This window comes from Enterococcus casseliflavus (genome assembly GCF_029215545.1).
Classification (GTDB): Bacteria; Bacillota; Bacilli; order Lactobacillales; family Enterococcaceae; genus Enterococcus_D; species Enterococcus_D casseliflavus.
On sequence record NZ_CP119393.1, the window covers coordinates 1772719 to 1789140 of the forward strand.

A 16422-nucleotide genomic window follows, 5' to 3' on the forward strand; every position below is an offset into this window, starting at 1 on the left:
AAAGAGATGATTTGAAAGGACGGGTGCAAGCGGCATTCGTCTTTTTCTCGTTCATTAGACGTGATGGAAGATAAAAGTAGGGTTTCTTGTTATAATAATCAAGGAAGCAAGCAAATGTCTATTTTCTTTCTTTTGATAATCAAGTATACTTAACCAATTGAGGTGATCTTTGTCAATGGAGCTACAACTAACTAGGAGGACTGGTTTTTATGGAATGGGCAGTCCCTTGGAGGTCATGCAAGGAAAAAAAAGAATCGCTGCCATCAATCATCAGCAAACGATTTTTTTGGGGCTAGCTGAGCAGACGCCGATTCGTGTGCGCATGTTTTTTTTAGAAAGTCAGCCTTTTCAGTTACCAAAAGGCCAATCAGCGCTCAAGCTGGAGGTCGTGATGAATCCTGCGCTTAAAAGAATATATATCGGCTTTTATTTAAGCCTTTTTCTCATGATGGGGGTATTGGGCTTATTATCCATCTCCCTTTACTCGTTGCTTTTTGTCGGTGTGTATTTAGTGGCATATTTTGTCTTTATTTTGATTTATTTAAAAAAAGCGTATCTTATCAAGGAGGTTCCTCATGGCTAGTGGTGCAGATCAATTTTTGAGCAGTTTCAATCGAATTGAAAAGCGGCTTCGTGACGAATTGGATAATCCGCGGAATATGGGTTTTTCTGAAATGGTTCGTCGCTTGTCAAAAAGCAAAAATATCAATGTCAGAAGAGCAGAAGATGATCTATTACAAATGGCTCAGCTGCGCAATGCCATCGTACATGAAAAAATCGGAGAAAACTTTGTCATTGCGGAACCGAATGAATGGGTTGTCAATCGCATCCAAGAAATTGAACGCTCCTTGCTGGCACCTGAAAAAGTCATGCCGCGTTTTGCGAAACGAGTGACTGGTTTTGAAAAGCACCTGCCATTACCAGAGTTATTGAAAATCGTTGCCCAAAAGCGCTATTCACAATTTCCGATCTATGATAATGGTCGATTTTTGGGCTTGATCACCTTGCGGATGCTGGGATACTGGTTAGCGAAAGAAAGCCTCCATGGTGAAATCAAGTTGGCAGGCAGAACGGCAGATGAATTATTAGCAGGAGATGGGAAACGATCGAATTATTGTTTCGTGTCGGCTGAAACGACCATCGTAGAAGTGGAAGAATTGTTTCAAAAAAATGCCCTGCTTGAGGCGGTTTTGATCACCAAGGATAAAAATCCGAATGGAAATCTCTTGGGCATCATCCGTCCGCGAGATATTTTTAAAGAAGAAAGAGTGGAAAATTTATGATCGCGTTGTTTTTTTTGTTAAGTGCTGTTGTCATTGGCTTGGATCAATGGCTGAAAATTTGGATCGTTGCCAATTATCAACTGGGTGAAACACATTCTCTGATCGACAATGTGTTGTCCCTGACCTATCTTCAGAATACGGGCGCAGCTTGGAGTATTCTAGAAGGAAAAATCACCTTTTTTGCGATCATCACGGTTATCGCGGTTGCTGTTGTTGTTTACCTATTGTTTCGCTACCAAAAAAGCAGTCTATGGTTTCGTTTCGGACTTGCGTTTGTTCTAGGTGGGGCGATCGGTAATTTTATCGATCGGTTGCAGCATGGCTTTGTGGTCGATATGTTCCAGCTTGATTTTATCAATTTCCCAATTTTCAATATCGCTGATATGTCATTAGTGTTCGGGGTGATCTTGATTTTTATTTATGCACTGGTAGATGACGAAGCAAAAGGGAAACAAGGAGAATCAAATGGAAAAGCAAATTGAAGTAATCATTAAAGAAGAAAAAGGGCGGGTCGACAAAGTGTTGGCTGAACGCTTGCCAAATCATAGTCGGTCACAAATCCAGCAGTGGCTAAAAGAAGATGCGGTCACATTGAAGGGCGAAACGGTTCGGGCAAATTATAAGGTAAAAGCAGGTGATCACTTGATCATCCAAGTACCAGAACCTGAAGTTGTAGACTTACAACCAGAAAATATTCCTTTGACGATCGTCTATCAAGATGCTGATGTGGCAGTCATCAACAAACCGCAAGGGATGGTGGTTCATCCATCCGCTGGGCATCCAAATGGCACCTTGGTTAATGCGTTATTGTACCATATGGATGATTTATCCACGATCAATGATGTTGTTCGGCCAGGAATCGTTCATCGAATCGACAAAGATACGTCGGGTCTGTTAATGATCGCCAAAAATGATCAGGCACATGAGTCGTTAGCGAAACAATTGAAAGACAAAACATCGTTACGCAAGTACGTAGCATTGGTTCATGGTACGATCAGCCACGAAAAAGGCACCATCAATGCACCAATCGGTCGATCAAAAGTCAATCGCAAAATGCAAGCCGTGATCGAAAATGGCAAACCCGCTGTCACTCACTTCACCGTGTTGGAGCGCTTCGAGCAGTTCACCTTAGTAGAACTACAGCTGGAAACAGGAAGAACCCATCAAATAAGAGTCCACATGCAGTACATCGGTTTTCCGCTAGCTGGCGATCCGCTATATGGACCTAAACGCACGCTAAAAGGCAATGGGCAGTTTTTACATGCCAAGCTTCTAGGCTTCACCCACCCAACAACAGGCGAGTCGCTAGTCTTTGAAGCGCCATTACCAGAGCTGTTCGCCGACACGTTAAAAAAATTGCGAAAAAATGATTGATTTTTTTGTGTGAGAACTGTATAGTAATTGTAACAACTAAATAGCTCCTTTAAATGTAGTCCCGTGAGGCTAAGAAGGAATGAGTAAGCAGACGACTCCCGCGTTGGAGATTCGAACCCTTACTAGATGATAACGTGTACCCAAAATCCACAGAATGGGATTTTAGGCAACGATCGGAAAACATGACTCCTACCTCAAGCAGGTAGGAGTTTTTTTATGTTCAAAATTAGGAGGGAATAACATATGGCAGCGAAAGAAGTAGTAGATGCAGTAACAATGAAACGAGCGTTAACGCGGATCACCTATGAAATTATTGAAAGAAATCGCGGCATTGATAACTTGGTGCTGGTAGGGATCAAAACCCGCGGCATCTATATCGCGCAACGAATAGCAGAACGTTTAAAACAACTAGAAGGCGTAGAAGTACCTGTCGGTGAATTGGACATCACCTTGTACCGAGATGACAAAAAGACAGAAGATGATCCAGAGATCCATTCATCAGACATCCCGACTGCCATTGATGGCAAAGAAGTCATCTTGATCGATGATGTCTTGTTTACAGGACGGACGATTCGGGCAGCTTTGGATGCAATCATGGATATTGGTCGACCAAAAAGAATCTCACTCGCCGTTTTAGTTGACCGCGGTCATCGTGAACTGCCGATTCGGGCAGATTTTGTTGGAAAAAATATTCCAACTGCTTTAAGTGAAGAAATTATCGTGGAGATGGAAGAATCAGATGGTTCTGACCGGATCATGATCAATAAAGAAAACGACTAGGAAGAAGAGTGACAGCAACATGCAGAAGCAAGAATTTCGTAATCCAGACGCAGTTTTAGACATCAAAGATCGGCCCAAAGCACTGCCTTGGTTAGGCCTAAGCTTACAACATCTTTTCACGATGTTTGGGGCAACCGTTTTAGTTCCGATCCTCGTTGGGATCAACCCCAGCATCGCATTAGTTAGTTCAGGTATTGGAACATTGGTTTACTTGGTTACGACGAAAGGGAAGATTCCAGCGTATCTAGGCAGCAGCTTTGCGTTTATCGCAGCGATGCAGATGCTGATGAAATCTGACGGCTACCCAGCTATCGCACAAGGCGCCATCACGACTGGGTTGGTCTACGTGATCGTTTCGATGATCATTAAACGTGCAGGTGCTGCTTGGTTGGATAAGATCTTACCACCGATCATTGTCGGTCCTGTGATTATGGTGATTGGATTAGGGTTAGCCGCTAACGCAGCTCAGAATGCGATGTACAATGACTCAGTCTACGATTTCAAGTACATTCTGGTAGCGTTGGCTACCTTAGGATTAACGATTTTCTTCAATATGTTTCTGCGAGGGTTCTTAGGACTGATTCCGATCCTTCTGGGGATCGTGGGCGGATACTTGATCGCCTTAGCAGCGGGAATCGTCGATGTACAGCCCATCATTGACGCCAACTGGTTTGGCATGCCGAGCTTCGAGATTCCCTTCATTAACTATGAACCAAAACTGTATCTGAATGCGATCACGACGATGGCGCCGATCGCTTTTGTTACCATGACCGAACACATCGGTCATCTGATGGTCTTGAACAAATTAACCAAGCGGAACTTTTTTGAAGAGCCAGGCTTGAACCGAACACTTTTGGGCGATGGTTTTGCTCAAATCGCAGCCGGTCTCGTTGGGGGACCCCCAGTGACAAGTTACGGAGAAAACATCGGGGTTTTAGCCATTACACGCGTCCACAGCGTGTTCGTCATCGGTGGTGCGGCAATTCTAGCCATCGTACTAGGCTTCGTTGGAAAACTAAGCGCATTGATCTTAAGTATTCCTGGTCCAGTCATCTCAGGGATCAGCTTCCTGCTCTTTGGCGTCATCGCTGCCAGCGGGTTAAAAATTTTGATCGACAATAAAATCGATTTTGATCGTAAAAAGAATTTGATCATTGCGTCAGTGATCCTTGTGGTAGGAATCGGCGGGCTTGTCTTCACGGTCGGGACCTTCACCTTATCCGCAATGGCGTTAGCAACTGTCCTAGGAATCTTCTTGAATCTTATTTTACCTGACAGCTCTCGCAGCGAAGAAAAATAACTTGTGACAACTCATCGTTTAAACAGAATCAAAGGAGGAATTCATTCATGATTATTCAATCCGAAAGAATCAGCTTAAAGCATCTTTTGACGGTCGAAGCATTGACAGACCGTGAAGTGATGGGACTCATCCGCAGAGGACAAGAATTCAAAAGAGGGGCGAAATGGATGCCCCAAAAAGAACAATATTTCGCAACAAATCTCTTTTTTGAGAACAGTACCAGAACCCACAAAAGCTTCGATGTTGCTGAGAAAAAACTAGGGATCGAAGTAATCGAATTTGAAGCCTCCACCAGCTCTGTTCAAAAAGGCGAGACCTTGTATGACACGGTCTTGACGATGTCGGCTTTAGGTGTAGACGTTGCGGTCATTCGCCACGGCGATGAAAACTACTACGACTCTTTGATCCAAAGCAAAACGATCCAGTGCAGTATCATCAATGGCGGGGACGGCAGCGGCCAACACCCAACGCAATGTTTGCTAGATCTGATGACAATCTATGAAGAGTTCGGGCACTTTGACGACTTGAAAGTCGCAATCGTAGGCGACATCACCCACTCACGGGTCGCAAAATCAAACATGCAAATGTTGAAGCGTCTCGGCGCGAAAGTCTTCTTCTCAGGTCCAAAGGAATGGTATGACGAAGAATTTGAAGTATACGGTCACTGGATGCCACTCGACGAATTGGTCGAAGAAGTCGATGTCATGATGATGCTTCGTGTCCAGCACGAGCGCCATGATGGAACGGAAAGCTTTTCAAAAGAAGAATACTTAAAAAATCACGGGTTGACCGTCGAACGCGCCGCAAGAATGAAAGAGCATGCGATCATTATGCACCCAGCACCAGTCAATCGCGATGTGGAGTTAGCTGATGCCTTAGTTGAAAGCTTACGCTCGCGCATCATCACCCAGATGTCCAATGGCGTCTTTGTTCGAATGGCAATTCTTGAAGCGGTGTTGAACGGTAAGGCCTAACAGGCAAAAAGGAATGAATTAGAGGAGGAAGTTTACATGAAAACACTCATTAAAAACGGTAAAATCATCAAAAAAGACAATCACTGTGTTCCTGCAGCAATTTGGATCGAAGACGGAATCATTCGCGGGATCGGTACAGCATTTTCCGAAACAGATTTTGACGAAGTCATCGATGCCAAAGAGCAATTGATCACACCAGGTTTAGTGGATGTTCATGTACACTTCAGAGAACCGGGCTTTGAATACAAAGAAACAATCGAAACGGGCAGCATGGCAGCAGCTCGTGGCGGGTTTACGACAGTTTGCGCAATGCCAAACCTTGACCCAGTTCCTGATACACAAGAAAAATTAGCAGCTGTTTACGAAAAAATCAACGCAGATGCATCAATCAAGGTCTTACAATACGCCCCGATCACCGAAAACTTGCGCAGCGAAACGTTGACGGATGCAGCTGGAATGAAAGCCGCGGGGGCATTTGCCTTAACAAATGACGGTGTCGGGGTTCAGACTGCTGGCACAATGTATTTGGCAATGAAGCAAGCCGCCGAAAATGACTTGGCATTGGTTGCCCATACAGAAGATGATTCCTTACTCTTTGGCGGCGTGATGCATGCTGGTAAAAAAGCAGAAGAACTTGGACTACCGGGGATCTTGAGTGTAACGGAAGCTTCTCAAATCGCTCGTGATGTACTTTTGGCGGAAGCAACGGGTGCTCATTACCATGTCTGCCATGTCTCGACCAAAGAAAGTGTTCGAGTGATCCGAGATGCCAAAAAAGCTGGTATCCATGTGACAGCTGAAGTTTCTCCCCACCATTTGCTTCTCATCGATGAAGATATTCCTGCCGATGAAGGCTTTTGGAAAATGAACCCACCGTTACGTGGGCAAGAAGACCGTGAAGCGTTGATCGAAGGTCTGTTGGATGGCACGATCGATTGTATCGCGACGGATCATGCCCCACATGGCTATGAAGAAAAAATGCAAAGCTTTTTAAAAGCACCCTTTGGCATCGTCGGATCAGAATATGCCTTCCAATTGTTGTACACTCATTTTGTGAAAACAGGACGCTTTACTTTGCAGCAGCTAGTGGATTGGATGACCGTGAAACCAGCGTCGCTCTTTGGTCTAAGTGCTGGAACGATGATGGTCGGAGACAAAGCCGACCTGGCAATTTTTGACTTAGAATCAGCTTATAACGTGGATCCTAAGCAATTCCTATCAAAAGGAGTCAATACGCCTTTCGGTGGATGGACGTTATATGGGGATACGAGTTATACATTTGTAAATGGTAAAACAGTATGGCAAAAAGGTGGGCAATAATATGAAGCGTTGGCTTATTTTAGAAGATGGAACATACTTTGAAGGCGAAGGGTTTGGTGCCAGTGTCAATGTTTTTGGTGAGATCGTTTTTACCACAAGCATGACAGGGTATCAAGAAGCCATTACGGATCAAAGCTTTAACGGACAAATCATTACGTTTACGTATCCGATGGTTGGCAATTACGGCGTCAACCGAGACGATTACGAATCAATTTCACCAACTTGTAAAGGGGTTGTTGTGAAAGAACACGCGCGTCTTGCGAGCAATTGGCGGAAGCAGCTGACGTTAGACGAATTTTTAAAACGCAAAAATATTCCAGGGATCGCAGGAATCGATACACGAGCGCTGACGAGAAAGATTCGTCAACACGGAACCATGAAAGCGAGTATCGTTGATGCAGGCGATGTCTTTGATCATGCCTTTGATCAATTAAAAGCGGCGGTTTTACCAACCAATCAAGTGGCACAAGTTTCTACCTCAAAACCTTATCCAAGTCCTGGAACGGGTCGCAATATCGTGGTCATCGACTTCGGCTTGAAGCACAGTATTTTACGGGAGTTGTCACGCCGCAACTGCAATTTAACGATTTTGCCATACAATACGACAGCCCAAGAAATTTTAGACCTCGCACCAGATGGTGTAATGCTGACGAATGGACCAGGCGATCCCAAAAGCTTGCCAGAAGCAATTAAAATGATACAAGGGATTCAAGGCAAGGTACCAATCTTCGGGATTTGTTTAGGCCATCAGCTCTTCTCATTAGCGAATGGAGCAGATACCTATAAAATGAAGTTCGGTCACCGCGGATTAAACCATCCGGTAAGAGAGATCGCCACTGGTCGGATCGATTTTACCTCACAAAACCATGGCTTTGCTGTGGATGAAGCATCCATCGATCCAGAAAAACTAATGGTAACCCACGTCGAAGTGAACGATGGCACGATCGAAGGGGTTCGTCATCGCCGTTACCCAGCATTCAGTGTCCAGTACCACCCAGATGCGGCACCGGGCCCGCATGATGCAGTCCACTTATTTGACGAATTTTTAGAGATGATCGATGCATGGAAGGAGCAGAACTAATATGCCAAAACGTACAGATATCAAGAAAATCATGGTTATCGGTTCTGGACCGATTATTATAGGACAAGCGGCAGAGTTTGATTATGCCGGTACCCAAGCTTGTTTAGCTTTACGAGAAGAAGGCTACGAAGTGGTGTTAGTCAATTCGAATCCCGCAACGATCATGACGGACAAAGAAATTGCTGACAAAGTCTACATTGAACCAATCACATTTGAGTTCGTCTCACGGATTTTACGTAAAGAACAGCCTGATGCAATTTTACCGACATTAGGCGGACAAACGGGCTTGAATATGGCGATGGAATTAGCCAACTCAGGTATTTTGGATGAATTAGGAATTGAGTTGCTAGGAACCAAATTAGCAGCAATCGACCAGGCAGAAGACAGAGATCTATTCAAACAATTAATGGAAGAATTGGATCAACCGATCCCAGAATCAGAAATCGTGTCAACGGTGGAAGCAGCAGTTGAATTTGCGAAAAAAATCGGCTTTCCAATCATTGTTCGTCCAGCATTTACGCTAGGGGGAACGGGCGGCGGCATGTGTAACAATGAAGAAGAACTTCGCCAAATTGCTGAAAATGGCTTGAAGCTCTCGCCAGTGACCCAATGCTTGATTGAACGGAGTATTGCTGGATATAAAGAGATCGAATATGAAGTGATGCGAGATTCTGCTGACAACGCGATCGTCGTTTGTAATATGGAAAACTTCGATCCAGTCGGTATCCACACCGGCGATTCCATCGTCTTTGCGCCGAGCCAAACTTTGTCAGACCATGAATACCAAATGTTACGGGATGCCTCATTAAAAATCATCCGCGCGTTAAAAATCGAAGGTGGCTGTAACGTTCAATTGGCGCTTGATCCTCATAGCTTCAACTACTATGTCATTGAAGTAAATCCACGGGTCTCACGTTCCTCTGCGTTAGCAAGTAAAGCTACAGGGTATCCGATTGCCAAACTGGCAGCGAAAATTGCCGTCGGTTTAACATTGGATGAAATGAAAAATCCAGTCACAGAAACGACGTATGCAGAATTTGAACCCGCCCTTGACTATGTCGTCGCAAAAATTCCTCGCTGGCCGTTTGACAAGTTTGAAACTGGGGAACGTCGATTAGGAACACAAATGAAAGCGACTGGTGAAGTGATGGCGATCGGTCGTAATATTGAAGAGTCATTATTAAAAGCCGTTCGTTCATTGGAGATCGGCACACACCATATCGAAATGAAAGAATTAGAAGCTCTTTCTGACAATGATCTGATGGAAAAAGTCATCAAGGCGCAAGATGATCGCCTATTCTACGTCATGGAAGCCATCCGAAGAGGGTACACCATCGAAGATTTGAACGAAATGACGAAAATCGACTTGTTCTTCTTGGATAAGATGCTTCACATCTTTGAGATCGAACAAGCATTAGCAAACGAACCACAATCCCTTGATGTGTTGAAAAAAGCCAAGCAAAACGGCTTTACGGATAAAAAGATTGCTGAGCTGTGGGAAACCACGGAAGCTGAGATCCGCACGCTGCGTCATGAGCAAAAGATTTTGCCCGTCTACAAAATGGTAGATACATGTGCCGCAGAATTTGAATCAGCAACACCTTATTTCTACAGCACCTATGAGTTTGAGAATGAAAGCAAGCGCAGTGAAAAAGAATCTGTTCTTGTCCTAGGTTCTGGACCGATCCGAATCGGACAAGGAGTGGAGTTCGACTATGCAACAGTGCACTCGGTGAAAGCGATCCAAGCTGCTGGCTATGAAGCGATCATCATGAACAGTAATCCTGAAACGGTTTCGACTGACTTTTCTATCTCCGACAAGCTGTACTTTGAACCATTGACCTTAGAGGATGTCTTACACGTCATCGATTTGGAACAACCCATTGGGGTCATCGTCCAATTTGGCGGGCAAACGGCGATCAACTTAGCAGAGCCTTTAGTAAAAGCTGGGGTCAAAATCTTAGGCACCAGCATTGAAGATCTTGATCGTGCCGAAAATCGTGATCTCTTTGAGCAAGCATTACAAGTGCTAGATATTCCGCAACCACCAGGGGATACAGCGACGAATGAACAAGAAGCGATCGCCATCGCTCAAGAAATCGGCTATCCTGTTTTAGTCCGCCCAAGTTATGTCTTAGGGGGACGTGCGATGGAAATCGTGGAAAACCAAGCCGATTTAGAAGATTATATGCGTCATGCAGTGAAAGCATCACCAGAACATCCTGTTTTGGTCGATCGTTACTTGGTCGGTAAAGAATGTGAAGTCGATGCTATCTGTGACGGCAAAACTGTTTTGATTCCTGGAATCATGGAACATATCGAGCGTGCAGGGGTCCATTCAGGAGATTCAATGGCGGTCTATCCACCACAAAATCTTTCGGATGAACTAATTGCTACGATCGAAGAATATACCAAACGCTTGGCATTAGGTTTAAATTGTATCGGTATGATGAATATCCAATTTGTCATCCATGAGAACAAAGTGTATGTAATTGAAGTAAATCCTCGTGCTAGCCGAACCGTACCATTTTTAAGCAAGGTAACAGAGATCCCAATGGCCCAAATTGCCACGAAGGCGATTCTCGGGGAAGAGATCACAGCGTTAGGTTATCAAGACGGACTTGCGCCAACGCCAAATGAAGTACACATCAAAGCACCTGTCTTCTCCTTTACAAAACTTTTAAAAGTCGATACTTACTTAGGCCCTGAAATGAAATCAACGGGTGAAGTAATGGGATCAGACAAAGATTTGGCAAAAGCACTTTATAAAGCTTTTGAGGCATCAGGCCTGCATATTCCTGAATTTGGAAAAGCACTTTTCACCGTTGCAGACGAAAGCAAAGAAGAGGCAGCAGCACTGGCAGCGCGTTTCGTAGAGGTCGGCTTCACCTTATTGGCTACCAATGGAACCGCCGATTACTTTGAAGAAAAAGGACTACAAGTGACTCGGGTTGCCAAGATTTCTGAACAGCAAGCAGAAGAAACGGTTGTTGATTTGATCCGTAAAGGAACGACCCAAGTAGTAGTCAATACCATGGACAAAGATCGCCAAAATGCAACGGAAGACGGATTTATCATCCGCCGAGAAGCGGTGGAACATGGTGTACCGACCTTTACTTCTCTTGATACAGCGGATGCGATTCTAAAAGTGATGGAATCCCGCAGTTTTTCAACGAAAGCAATTTAACGCAGATAAAGGAGTTTTTTGATGAAGCAAGAAATCATGACCATCAGCAAACAGCGTCAACTGGCACCGCGGATTTTTGAAATGACATTGACGGGTGAATTAGTCAATGAGATGAGGACCCCAGGGCAATTTCTACACCTGCGGGTTCCTCAAAATGCCTTTCTTCTTCGCCGACCGATCAGTATCAATCATATCGATGCTGAGAAAAAAGAATGCCGAATCATTTATCGGGTTGAAGGAGATGGCACAAGAATTTTTTCAGAAATGACTGTTGGTGATCCAATCGATGTGATGGGGCCGTTAGGAAATGGGTTTCGCTATCATCATTTAAACCAAGGGGACACTGCATTTATCGTAGGGGGCGGTATCGGTGTGCCGCCGCTCTATGAATTATCGAAACGCCTGACGCAACAAGGCGTCCACGTCATTCACTTTTTGGGCTTTGCCAGCAAAGACGTTATGTATTATGAAGAGGAATTTCGCGCACTGGGAGATACGAGGATCGCTACCGATGATGGCAGCGCGGGTTTACAAGGAAATGTTGGCAACCTGTTATTAGCTGCAGAGCAAACACCTGCGGCGGTCTTTGCTTGCGGAAATAACGGTCTTTTAAAAACCACCGCCCAGCTTTTCGAAGACCTTCCAGATGTTCAATTATCAATGGAGGCGCGAATGGCTTGCGGGATGGGTGCCTGTTATGCCTGTGTTTGCCATACGAAAGATGATGAACAAGGCACAAAAAGTGTCAAAGTTTGTGACGAAGGGCCTGTATTTCAGGCGAGAAAGGTGGTCATTTAATGTCGATCAATGTCGAGCTACCCGGATTGAGCCTGAAAAATCCGATCATGCCTGCCAGCGGCTGTTTTGGGTTTGGTGCAGAATATGATAAATATTATGACATCAGTCAATTAGGTGCGGTGATGATCAAAGCGACCACACCTGAACCACGTTTCGGCAATCCGACCCCAAGGGTAGCAGAAACGCCTAGCGGTATGTTGAATGCCATCGGGTTGCAAAATCCTGGGTTAGAAACGGTCATGAATCAAATATTGCCTGACTTAGCTCAAAAACACCCAGAGTTACCGATCATTGCAAACGTTGCTGGTTCTACCGTCGAAGATTACGTTCTTGTGTGTCAGGAAATCAGTCAGGCAGAAAATGTCAAAGCGATCGAACTGAATATCTCTTGTCCTAATGTCAAGCATGGCGGCATCACGTTCGGCACCGATCCTGCGGTTGCTGGTGCATTGACTGAAGCGGTCAAAAAAGTCTCGCGAGTGCCGATCTATGTCAAACTTTCGCCAAATGTGACGGATATCGTCCCAATTGCGCAAGCGATCGAAGCAGGCGGCGCCGACGGGTTTACGATGATCAATACACTTTTAGGCATGCGGATCGATCTAAAAACACGGAAACCAATTTTAGCTAACCAAACAGGGGGCTTGTCTGGTCCGTCAATCAAACCAGTGGCGATTCGCCTGATCAAACAAGTGGCGCAAGTTTCTCAATTACCAATTATTGGCATGGGGGGCGTGATGTCAGTGGATGATGTCCTTGAAATGTATCTGGCAGGTGCTAGTGCTGTTGCAGTCGGAACCGCAAACTTTACCGATCCTTACATTTGCCCAAAGTTGATTGAAGAATTGCCTATCCGAATGGCAGAATTAGGGATCCCTTCTTTGGAACAGCTGATAAAAGAAGTGAGAGAGGAGCACATGTGATGAGTGAACGGCCAATTATTGCCTTAGATTTTCCTAACAAACAGGCTATTGAAACTTTTTTAGCGCAATTTCCTATAGAGGAAAAGTTGTTTGTGAAAGTGGGAATGGAGATTTTCTACCAAGAAGGACCAGCGATCGTTACTTGGTTAAAAGACTGTGGCCATGATATCTTTTTAGATTTAAAACTACATGATATTCCCAATACAGTAGGACGAGCAATGGAACGCTTAGCTTCGTTAGGAGTTGCTTTGACGAATGTTCATGCAGTCGGCGGGATCGAAATGATGACTGCTGCAAAAATAGGCCTACAAAAAGGAACCCCCGCAGGACACAAAGTTCCTGATTTGATTGCAGTTACCCAATTGACCTCCACTAGTGAGGCACAAATGCATCATGATCAGCAGATCATGACGTCACTGCAAGAAAGTGTCATCCATTACGCCACTTGTGCCCAAAAAGCTGGGTTAGACGGTGTTGTTTGCTCCGCTCACGAAGCAAAGCAGATCAAACAAAGGACAACGGATGCCTTCATCCGCTTGACGCCTGGTATCCGACCAGCTGGCAGTGAAGTTGGTGATCAAAAACGGATCATGACACCTGCACAAGCTCGTAAAGCAGGGGCTACCATGATCGTTGTGGGACGTCCAATCACCCAATCTAAGGCACCGTATGAAAGTTATCTGCAAATAAAACAAGAATGGAAGGAAGCTAGCCAATGAAAGAACAATCCAATCAAATTGCCAAAGATCTTTTAGACATCGAGGCGATTTTCTTACGACCGAATGAACCATTTACTTGGGCAAGCGGCATCAAAAGCCCTATTTACTGCGACAATCGAATCACTATGAGTTATCCACATGTACGTCGCGCCATTGCGAAAGGCTTAGCTGCAGTCATCAAAACGACTTACCCAGAAGCAGAAGTGATTGCAGGGACCGCAACAGCTGGGATTCCCCATGCTGCATGGGTCGCTGAATTGTTAGATTTGCCAATGGTTTATATTCGCAGCAAAGCAAAAGAACACGGTAAAGGCAATCAAATTGAAGGGCGTATTAAACCAAATCAAAAAATGGTCGTCATTGAAGATTTATTGTCAACAGGTGGCAGTGTCTTAGAAGCTTGTGAAGCAGCCAAAAGAGAAGGAGCCGATGTATTAGGCGTCGCTGCGATCTTTACTTACGAGCTGCCTCAAGTCCAAGAAAATTTTGATCAAGCAGGTTTATCCTATGTGACTTTGACAAACTATACAGCGTTGATCGAGTCGGCTTTAGAAACGGGTGCTATTCAAGAGTCTGATGTTGCCCTGTTACAAGAGTGGCGTAAAGATCCTGCTGCCTGGTTGAGTGAATAAGGAATTGAAATAAGAAACGGATATGTGAGGGAATGACCAAGCATATTCGTTTTATTTTTACCTATTTTCTGATAGCATTGGGAGAAAGTTTTTTGATAGGAAGGGCTATACCTTGCTGTCAACTTGAATTAGGAGGCTGTTTTTTTTGAAAAGAAATATGGACGTTCCCTGGAGTTATTCTGGAGACAATGGACCTGAACATTGGCACACTTTGTGCGACTGGTATGCACAAGGTGCCGAATTTCCTTACCAATCCCCAATCGCTTTAGTCCACGATGAGACCGAAGAACCCATCGATCAGGACTTGGCTTTTCACTATAAACGAGAGCGGTTCACGGAAAAAGAATTCAAAAATACGATTCACTTCGTTCCTTATAACAAAGAAAGCTATGTCACATTTAAAGGGATCAACTACTATTTGACGGATATTCATTTTCACATGCCGTCTGAACACATTATCGATGACGAGCAGCAAGAGTTAGAGTTTCACCTCGTTCATATGAATGAGGACGGAGAAAACTTGGTGGTGGGTATCTTATTCAAACTGACGGATAAACTCAACTGGATCTGCAATCAGCAAGACGACAGCATCTGGGACTTTGAGAACCATACCCAATGGTTTGATCCGAGCATGTTCTTGCCAGAGCGCACTCATCATTTTCATTATGTGGGTTCCTTGACGACCCCGCCAACGAAAGGGCCAATCAACTGGTTTGTCTTTGACTGGATTGGTGAGATGAGTCGTCGCTTCATTTTAGAATTCCGCGAAGAAGTATTAGAAAATAATAATCGCCCATTACAAGACCGCAAAGATCGGCCTATTTATTTCTATTGATTTATAAAAATGGTCCCTTTTGCGTAGTTTTTCTCGGACTTCTCTTCTGATTATCCTATAAAACCCGACGTAGTGGGAACCTTCTAACAATACAATCGTTTAAAAACGAACGAAAAAAAGACGAAAATCCTCGTCTTTTTTTATTTTCATAGCCATCGAGCACAAAGGCTATGCTAAACTAATCAATAAGCAGGTTCTAAGCATTCGTTTTCTTGTGAAATAAAACACAATTAAATCAATTGAAAAAGAGCAGACACGGTAAAGCTTTTTTAGCGAATTATTTTATAGTAAAAGAAAGGAAATTCATATGCATGCATGGGAGGCAATCCAAAAATCAATCGATTATATTGAAGACAATCTTACCGAGCCATTAGAGATCGATACGTTGGCGCAAGTTGCATCATTGTCCGTTTTTTATTATCAGCGCTTATTCACTCGTTTGGTTAAAATTTCTGTTAGGGAATATATAAAACTGCGTCGTTTGGCAAGAGGTGCGCTTTTATTGAAAAACCAAAAGAAGCGAGTCATTGATGTCGCTTTTGAAGTCGGCTTTAGCAGTCATGCCGTTTTTTCAAGAACGTTTAAAACGGTCTATAGAATTTCACCCTCGCTTTACCAGAGAAAGCCCATTGGCTTACAAAACTTTGATAAGCCAGATCTTTCATTAGGCTATATTGTGACGGAAGAGGGTATCCCATTGATCAGTGAAGGGGTTGTTTTAGAAATCCAGAAAAAAAGCAATCCGCATCCGCTGGTCTTCTATGGGATCGTCGGTTACTACCCATTCAACTATGGGAAAATGCTAGGGCAACGAACAGGGATCGACCCGATTGAAGAAATTTGGCATGAATTTCTTCAAAAGATTGCCCATCAACCGGGAAAAGCCAACTACCAGATCGGTGTTTCGTTTCCAGGAGATGCGCCAGAAGGCTATTCGAGTTACTTTGTTGGCCAAGTAGGTGATGACTCACAGGGATCGACCTTCAGTGAATGGACGCTACCGGCTCGGGATTACGTTGTTTGCAGTTTTGATACGATTTCAGAGCAACTGATCATCAATATGGGGAAGGCGATGCGCTATACCCGTTTCTGGTTAAAGAAGAAGGGGTGGATTGCTGAGGATTTTTTCCCTGAGCTTTATCAAGAAAGAGAAAATCATGTCGTTCATGTTGAATTATGGATTCCTTTTAAAAAAAGAAGTGAGATGTAAGGAGGA

The 16422-nt window shown here is 44.2% G+C and carries 16 protein-coding genes; all 16 read left to right on the top strand.

The annotated features are described in order from the left end of the window. Positions 1–175: 175 nt before the first annotated feature. The 16 genes from P0G38_RS08580 (at position 176) to P0G38_RS08655 (ending at position 16416) form a co-directional block, all read left to right on the top strand. On the top strand, positions 176–583 hold the full coding sequence (locus P0G38_RS08580; protein WP_074933801.1) for a hypothetical protein: 408 nt from the start codon (positions 176–178) through the stop codon (positions 581–583). After that, a complete protein-coding gene (locus P0G38_RS08585; RefSeq protein ID WP_005226123.1) occupies positions 576–1283 on the top strand; it encodes a CBS domain-containing protein in 708 nt (235 codons plus the stop codon). Before P0G38_RS08580 ends, P0G38_RS08585 begins: the two co-directional genes overlap by 8 nt. Then, positions 1280–1765 (top strand): signal peptidase II, encoded by a 486-nt coding sequence (gene lspA / locus P0G38_RS08590; RefSeq protein ID WP_005226122.1) that lies wholly within the window; start codon positions 1280–1282, stop codon positions 1763–1765. The genes P0G38_RS08585 and lspA overlap by 4 nt, the downstream gene beginning before the upstream one ends. After that, the gene (locus P0G38_RS08595) at positions 1749–2657 is read left to right on the top strand and encodes an RluA family pseudouridine synthase (protein WP_005226121.1); all 909 of its coding nucleotides are present in this window, start codon (positions 1749–1751) and stop codon (positions 2655–2657) included. Before lspA ends, P0G38_RS08595 begins: the two co-directional genes overlap by 17 nt. A 243-nt stretch (positions 2658–2900) precedes the next feature. Beyond that, positions 2901–3437 (top strand): bifunctional pyr operon transcriptional regulator/uracil phosphoribosyltransferase PyrR, encoded by a 537-nt coding sequence (gene pyrR / locus P0G38_RS08600; protein ID WP_005231374.1) that lies wholly within the window; start codon positions 2901–2903, stop codon positions 3435–3437. A gap of 19 nt (positions 3438–3456) precedes the next feature. Then, complete coding sequence (locus P0G38_RS08605) at positions 3457–4737, top strand: solute carrier family 23 protein (RefSeq protein WP_005226119.1); 1281 nt, start codon at positions 3457–3459, stop codon at positions 4735–4737. A gap of 47 nt (positions 4738–4784) precedes the next feature. After that, positions 4785–5711: an aspartate carbamoyltransferase catalytic subunit gene (locus tag P0G38_RS08610; RefSeq protein ID WP_015509726.1), complete on the top strand. Its 927-nt coding sequence runs from the start codon at positions 4785–4787 to the stop codon at positions 5709–5711. Between the two features lie 36 nt (positions 5712–5747). Further along, complete coding sequence (locus P0G38_RS08615; RefSeq protein ID WP_275855129.1) at positions 5748–7031, top strand: dihydroorotase; 1284 nt, start codon at positions 5748–5750, stop codon at positions 7029–7031. A 1-nt stretch (position 7032) separates the two neighbouring features. Next, entirely contained in the window at positions 7033–8112 is a 1080-nt protein-coding gene (locus P0G38_RS08620; protein ID WP_010748372.1) for a carbamoyl phosphate synthase small subunit, read from the top strand. Between the two features lies 1 nt (position 8113). Beyond that, complete coding sequence (gene carB, locus P0G38_RS08625; RefSeq protein ID WP_275855132.1) at positions 8114–11299, top strand: carbamoyl-phosphate synthase large subunit; 3186 nt, start codon at positions 8114–8116, stop codon at positions 11297–11299. Positions 11300–11320: 21 nt separating this feature from the next. Next, entirely contained in the window at positions 11321–12097 is a 777-nt protein-coding gene (locus P0G38_RS08630; RefSeq protein WP_005226114.1) for a dihydroorotate dehydrogenase electron transfer subunit, read from the top strand. Further along, the gene (locus tag P0G38_RS08635; RefSeq protein WP_275855134.1) at positions 12097–13020 is read left to right on the top strand and encodes a dihydroorotate dehydrogenase; all 924 of its coding nucleotides are present in this window, start codon (positions 12097–12099) and stop codon (positions 13018–13020) included. Before P0G38_RS08630 ends, P0G38_RS08635 begins: the two co-directional genes overlap by 1 nt. Then, positions 13020–13739, top strand: coding sequence for an orotidine-5'-phosphate decarboxylase (pyrF, locus tag P0G38_RS08640; RefSeq protein ID WP_275855136.1), 720 nt, complete (start codon positions 13020–13022; stop codon positions 13737–13739). Before P0G38_RS08635 ends, pyrF begins: the two co-directional genes overlap by 1 nt. Continuing rightward, the gene (gene pyrE / locus P0G38_RS08645; RefSeq protein ID WP_074535794.1) at positions 13736–14371 is read left to right on the top strand and encodes an orotate phosphoribosyltransferase; all 636 of its coding nucleotides are present in this window, start codon (positions 13736–13738) and stop codon (positions 14369–14371) included. Before pyrF ends, pyrE begins: the two co-directional genes overlap by 4 nt. A gap of 157 nt (positions 14372–14528) precedes the next feature. After that, a complete protein-coding gene (locus tag P0G38_RS08650) occupies positions 14529–15206 on the top strand; it encodes a carbonic anhydrase family protein (protein WP_074535795.1) in 678 nt (225 codons plus the stop codon). 307 nt (positions 15207–15513) lie between these two features. After that, positions 15514–16416, top strand: a complete 903-nt coding sequence (locus P0G38_RS08655; RefSeq protein ID WP_275855139.1) for an AraC family transcriptional regulator — start codon at positions 15514–15516, stop codon at positions 16414–16416. Positions 16417–16422 lie beyond the last annotated feature (6 nt).

What these genes read in the sequence shown, in the direction of transcription:
- P0G38_RS08635 (WP_275855134.1), top strand. Translation starts at nt 12,097, where the DNA reads ATGTCGATCAATGTCGAGCTACCCGGATTGAGCCTGAAAAATCCGATC.
- P0G38_RS08595 (WP_005226121.1), top strand. Translation starts at nt 1,749, where the DNA reads ATGGAAAAGCAAATTGAAGTAATCATTAAAGAAGAAAAAGGGCGGGTC.
- pyrE (WP_074535794.1), top strand. Translation starts at nt 13,736, where the DNA reads ATGAAAGAACAATCCAATCAAATTGCCAAAGATCTTTTAGACATCGAG.
- P0G38_RS08650 (WP_074535795.1), top strand. Translation starts at nt 14,529, where the DNA reads ATGGACGTTCCCTGGAGTTATTCTGGAGACAATGGACCTGAACATTGG.
- P0G38_RS08580 (WP_074933801.1), top strand. Translation starts at nt 176, where the DNA reads ATGGAGCTACAACTAACTAGGAGGACTGGTTTTTATGGAATGGGCAGT.
- carB (WP_275855132.1), top strand. Translation starts at nt 8,114, where the DNA reads ATGCCAAAACGTACAGATATCAAGAAAATCATGGTTATCGGTTCTGGA.
- P0G38_RS08630 (WP_005226114.1), top strand. Translation starts at nt 11,321, where the DNA reads ATGAAGCAAGAAATCATGACCATCAGCAAACAGCGTCAACTGGCACCG.
- P0G38_RS08605 (WP_005226119.1), top strand. Translation starts at nt 3,457, where the DNA reads ATGCAGAAGCAAGAATTTCGTAATCCAGACGCAGTTTTAGACATCAAA.
- P0G38_RS08655 (WP_275855139.1), top strand. Translation starts at nt 15,514, where the DNA reads ATGCATGCATGGGAGGCAATCCAAAAATCAATCGATTATATTGAAGAC.
- pyrR (WP_005231374.1), top strand. Translation starts at nt 2,901, where the DNA reads ATGGCAGCGAAAGAAGTAGTAGATGCAGTAACAATGAAACGAGCGTTA.
- P0G38_RS08610 (WP_015509726.1), top strand. Translation starts at nt 4,785, where the DNA reads ATGATTATTCAATCCGAAAGAATCAGCTTAAAGCATCTTTTGACGGTC.
- lspA (WP_005226122.1), top strand. Translation starts at nt 1,280, where the DNA reads ATGATCGCGTTGTTTTTTTTGTTAAGTGCTGTTGTCATTGGCTTGGAT.
- P0G38_RS08620 (WP_010748372.1), top strand. Translation starts at nt 7,033, where the DNA reads ATGAAGCGTTGGCTTATTTTAGAAGATGGAACATACTTTGAAGGCGAA.
- P0G38_RS08615 (WP_275855129.1), top strand. Translation starts at nt 5,748, where the DNA reads ATGAAAACACTCATTAAAAACGGTAAAATCATCAAAAAAGACAATCAC.
- pyrF (WP_275855136.1), top strand. Translation starts at nt 13,020, where the DNA reads ATGAGTGAACGGCCAATTATTGCCTTAGATTTTCCTAACAAACAGGCT.
- P0G38_RS08585 (WP_005226123.1), top strand. Translation starts at nt 576, where the DNA reads ATGGCTAGTGGTGCAGATCAATTTTTGAGCAGTTTCAATCGAATTGAA.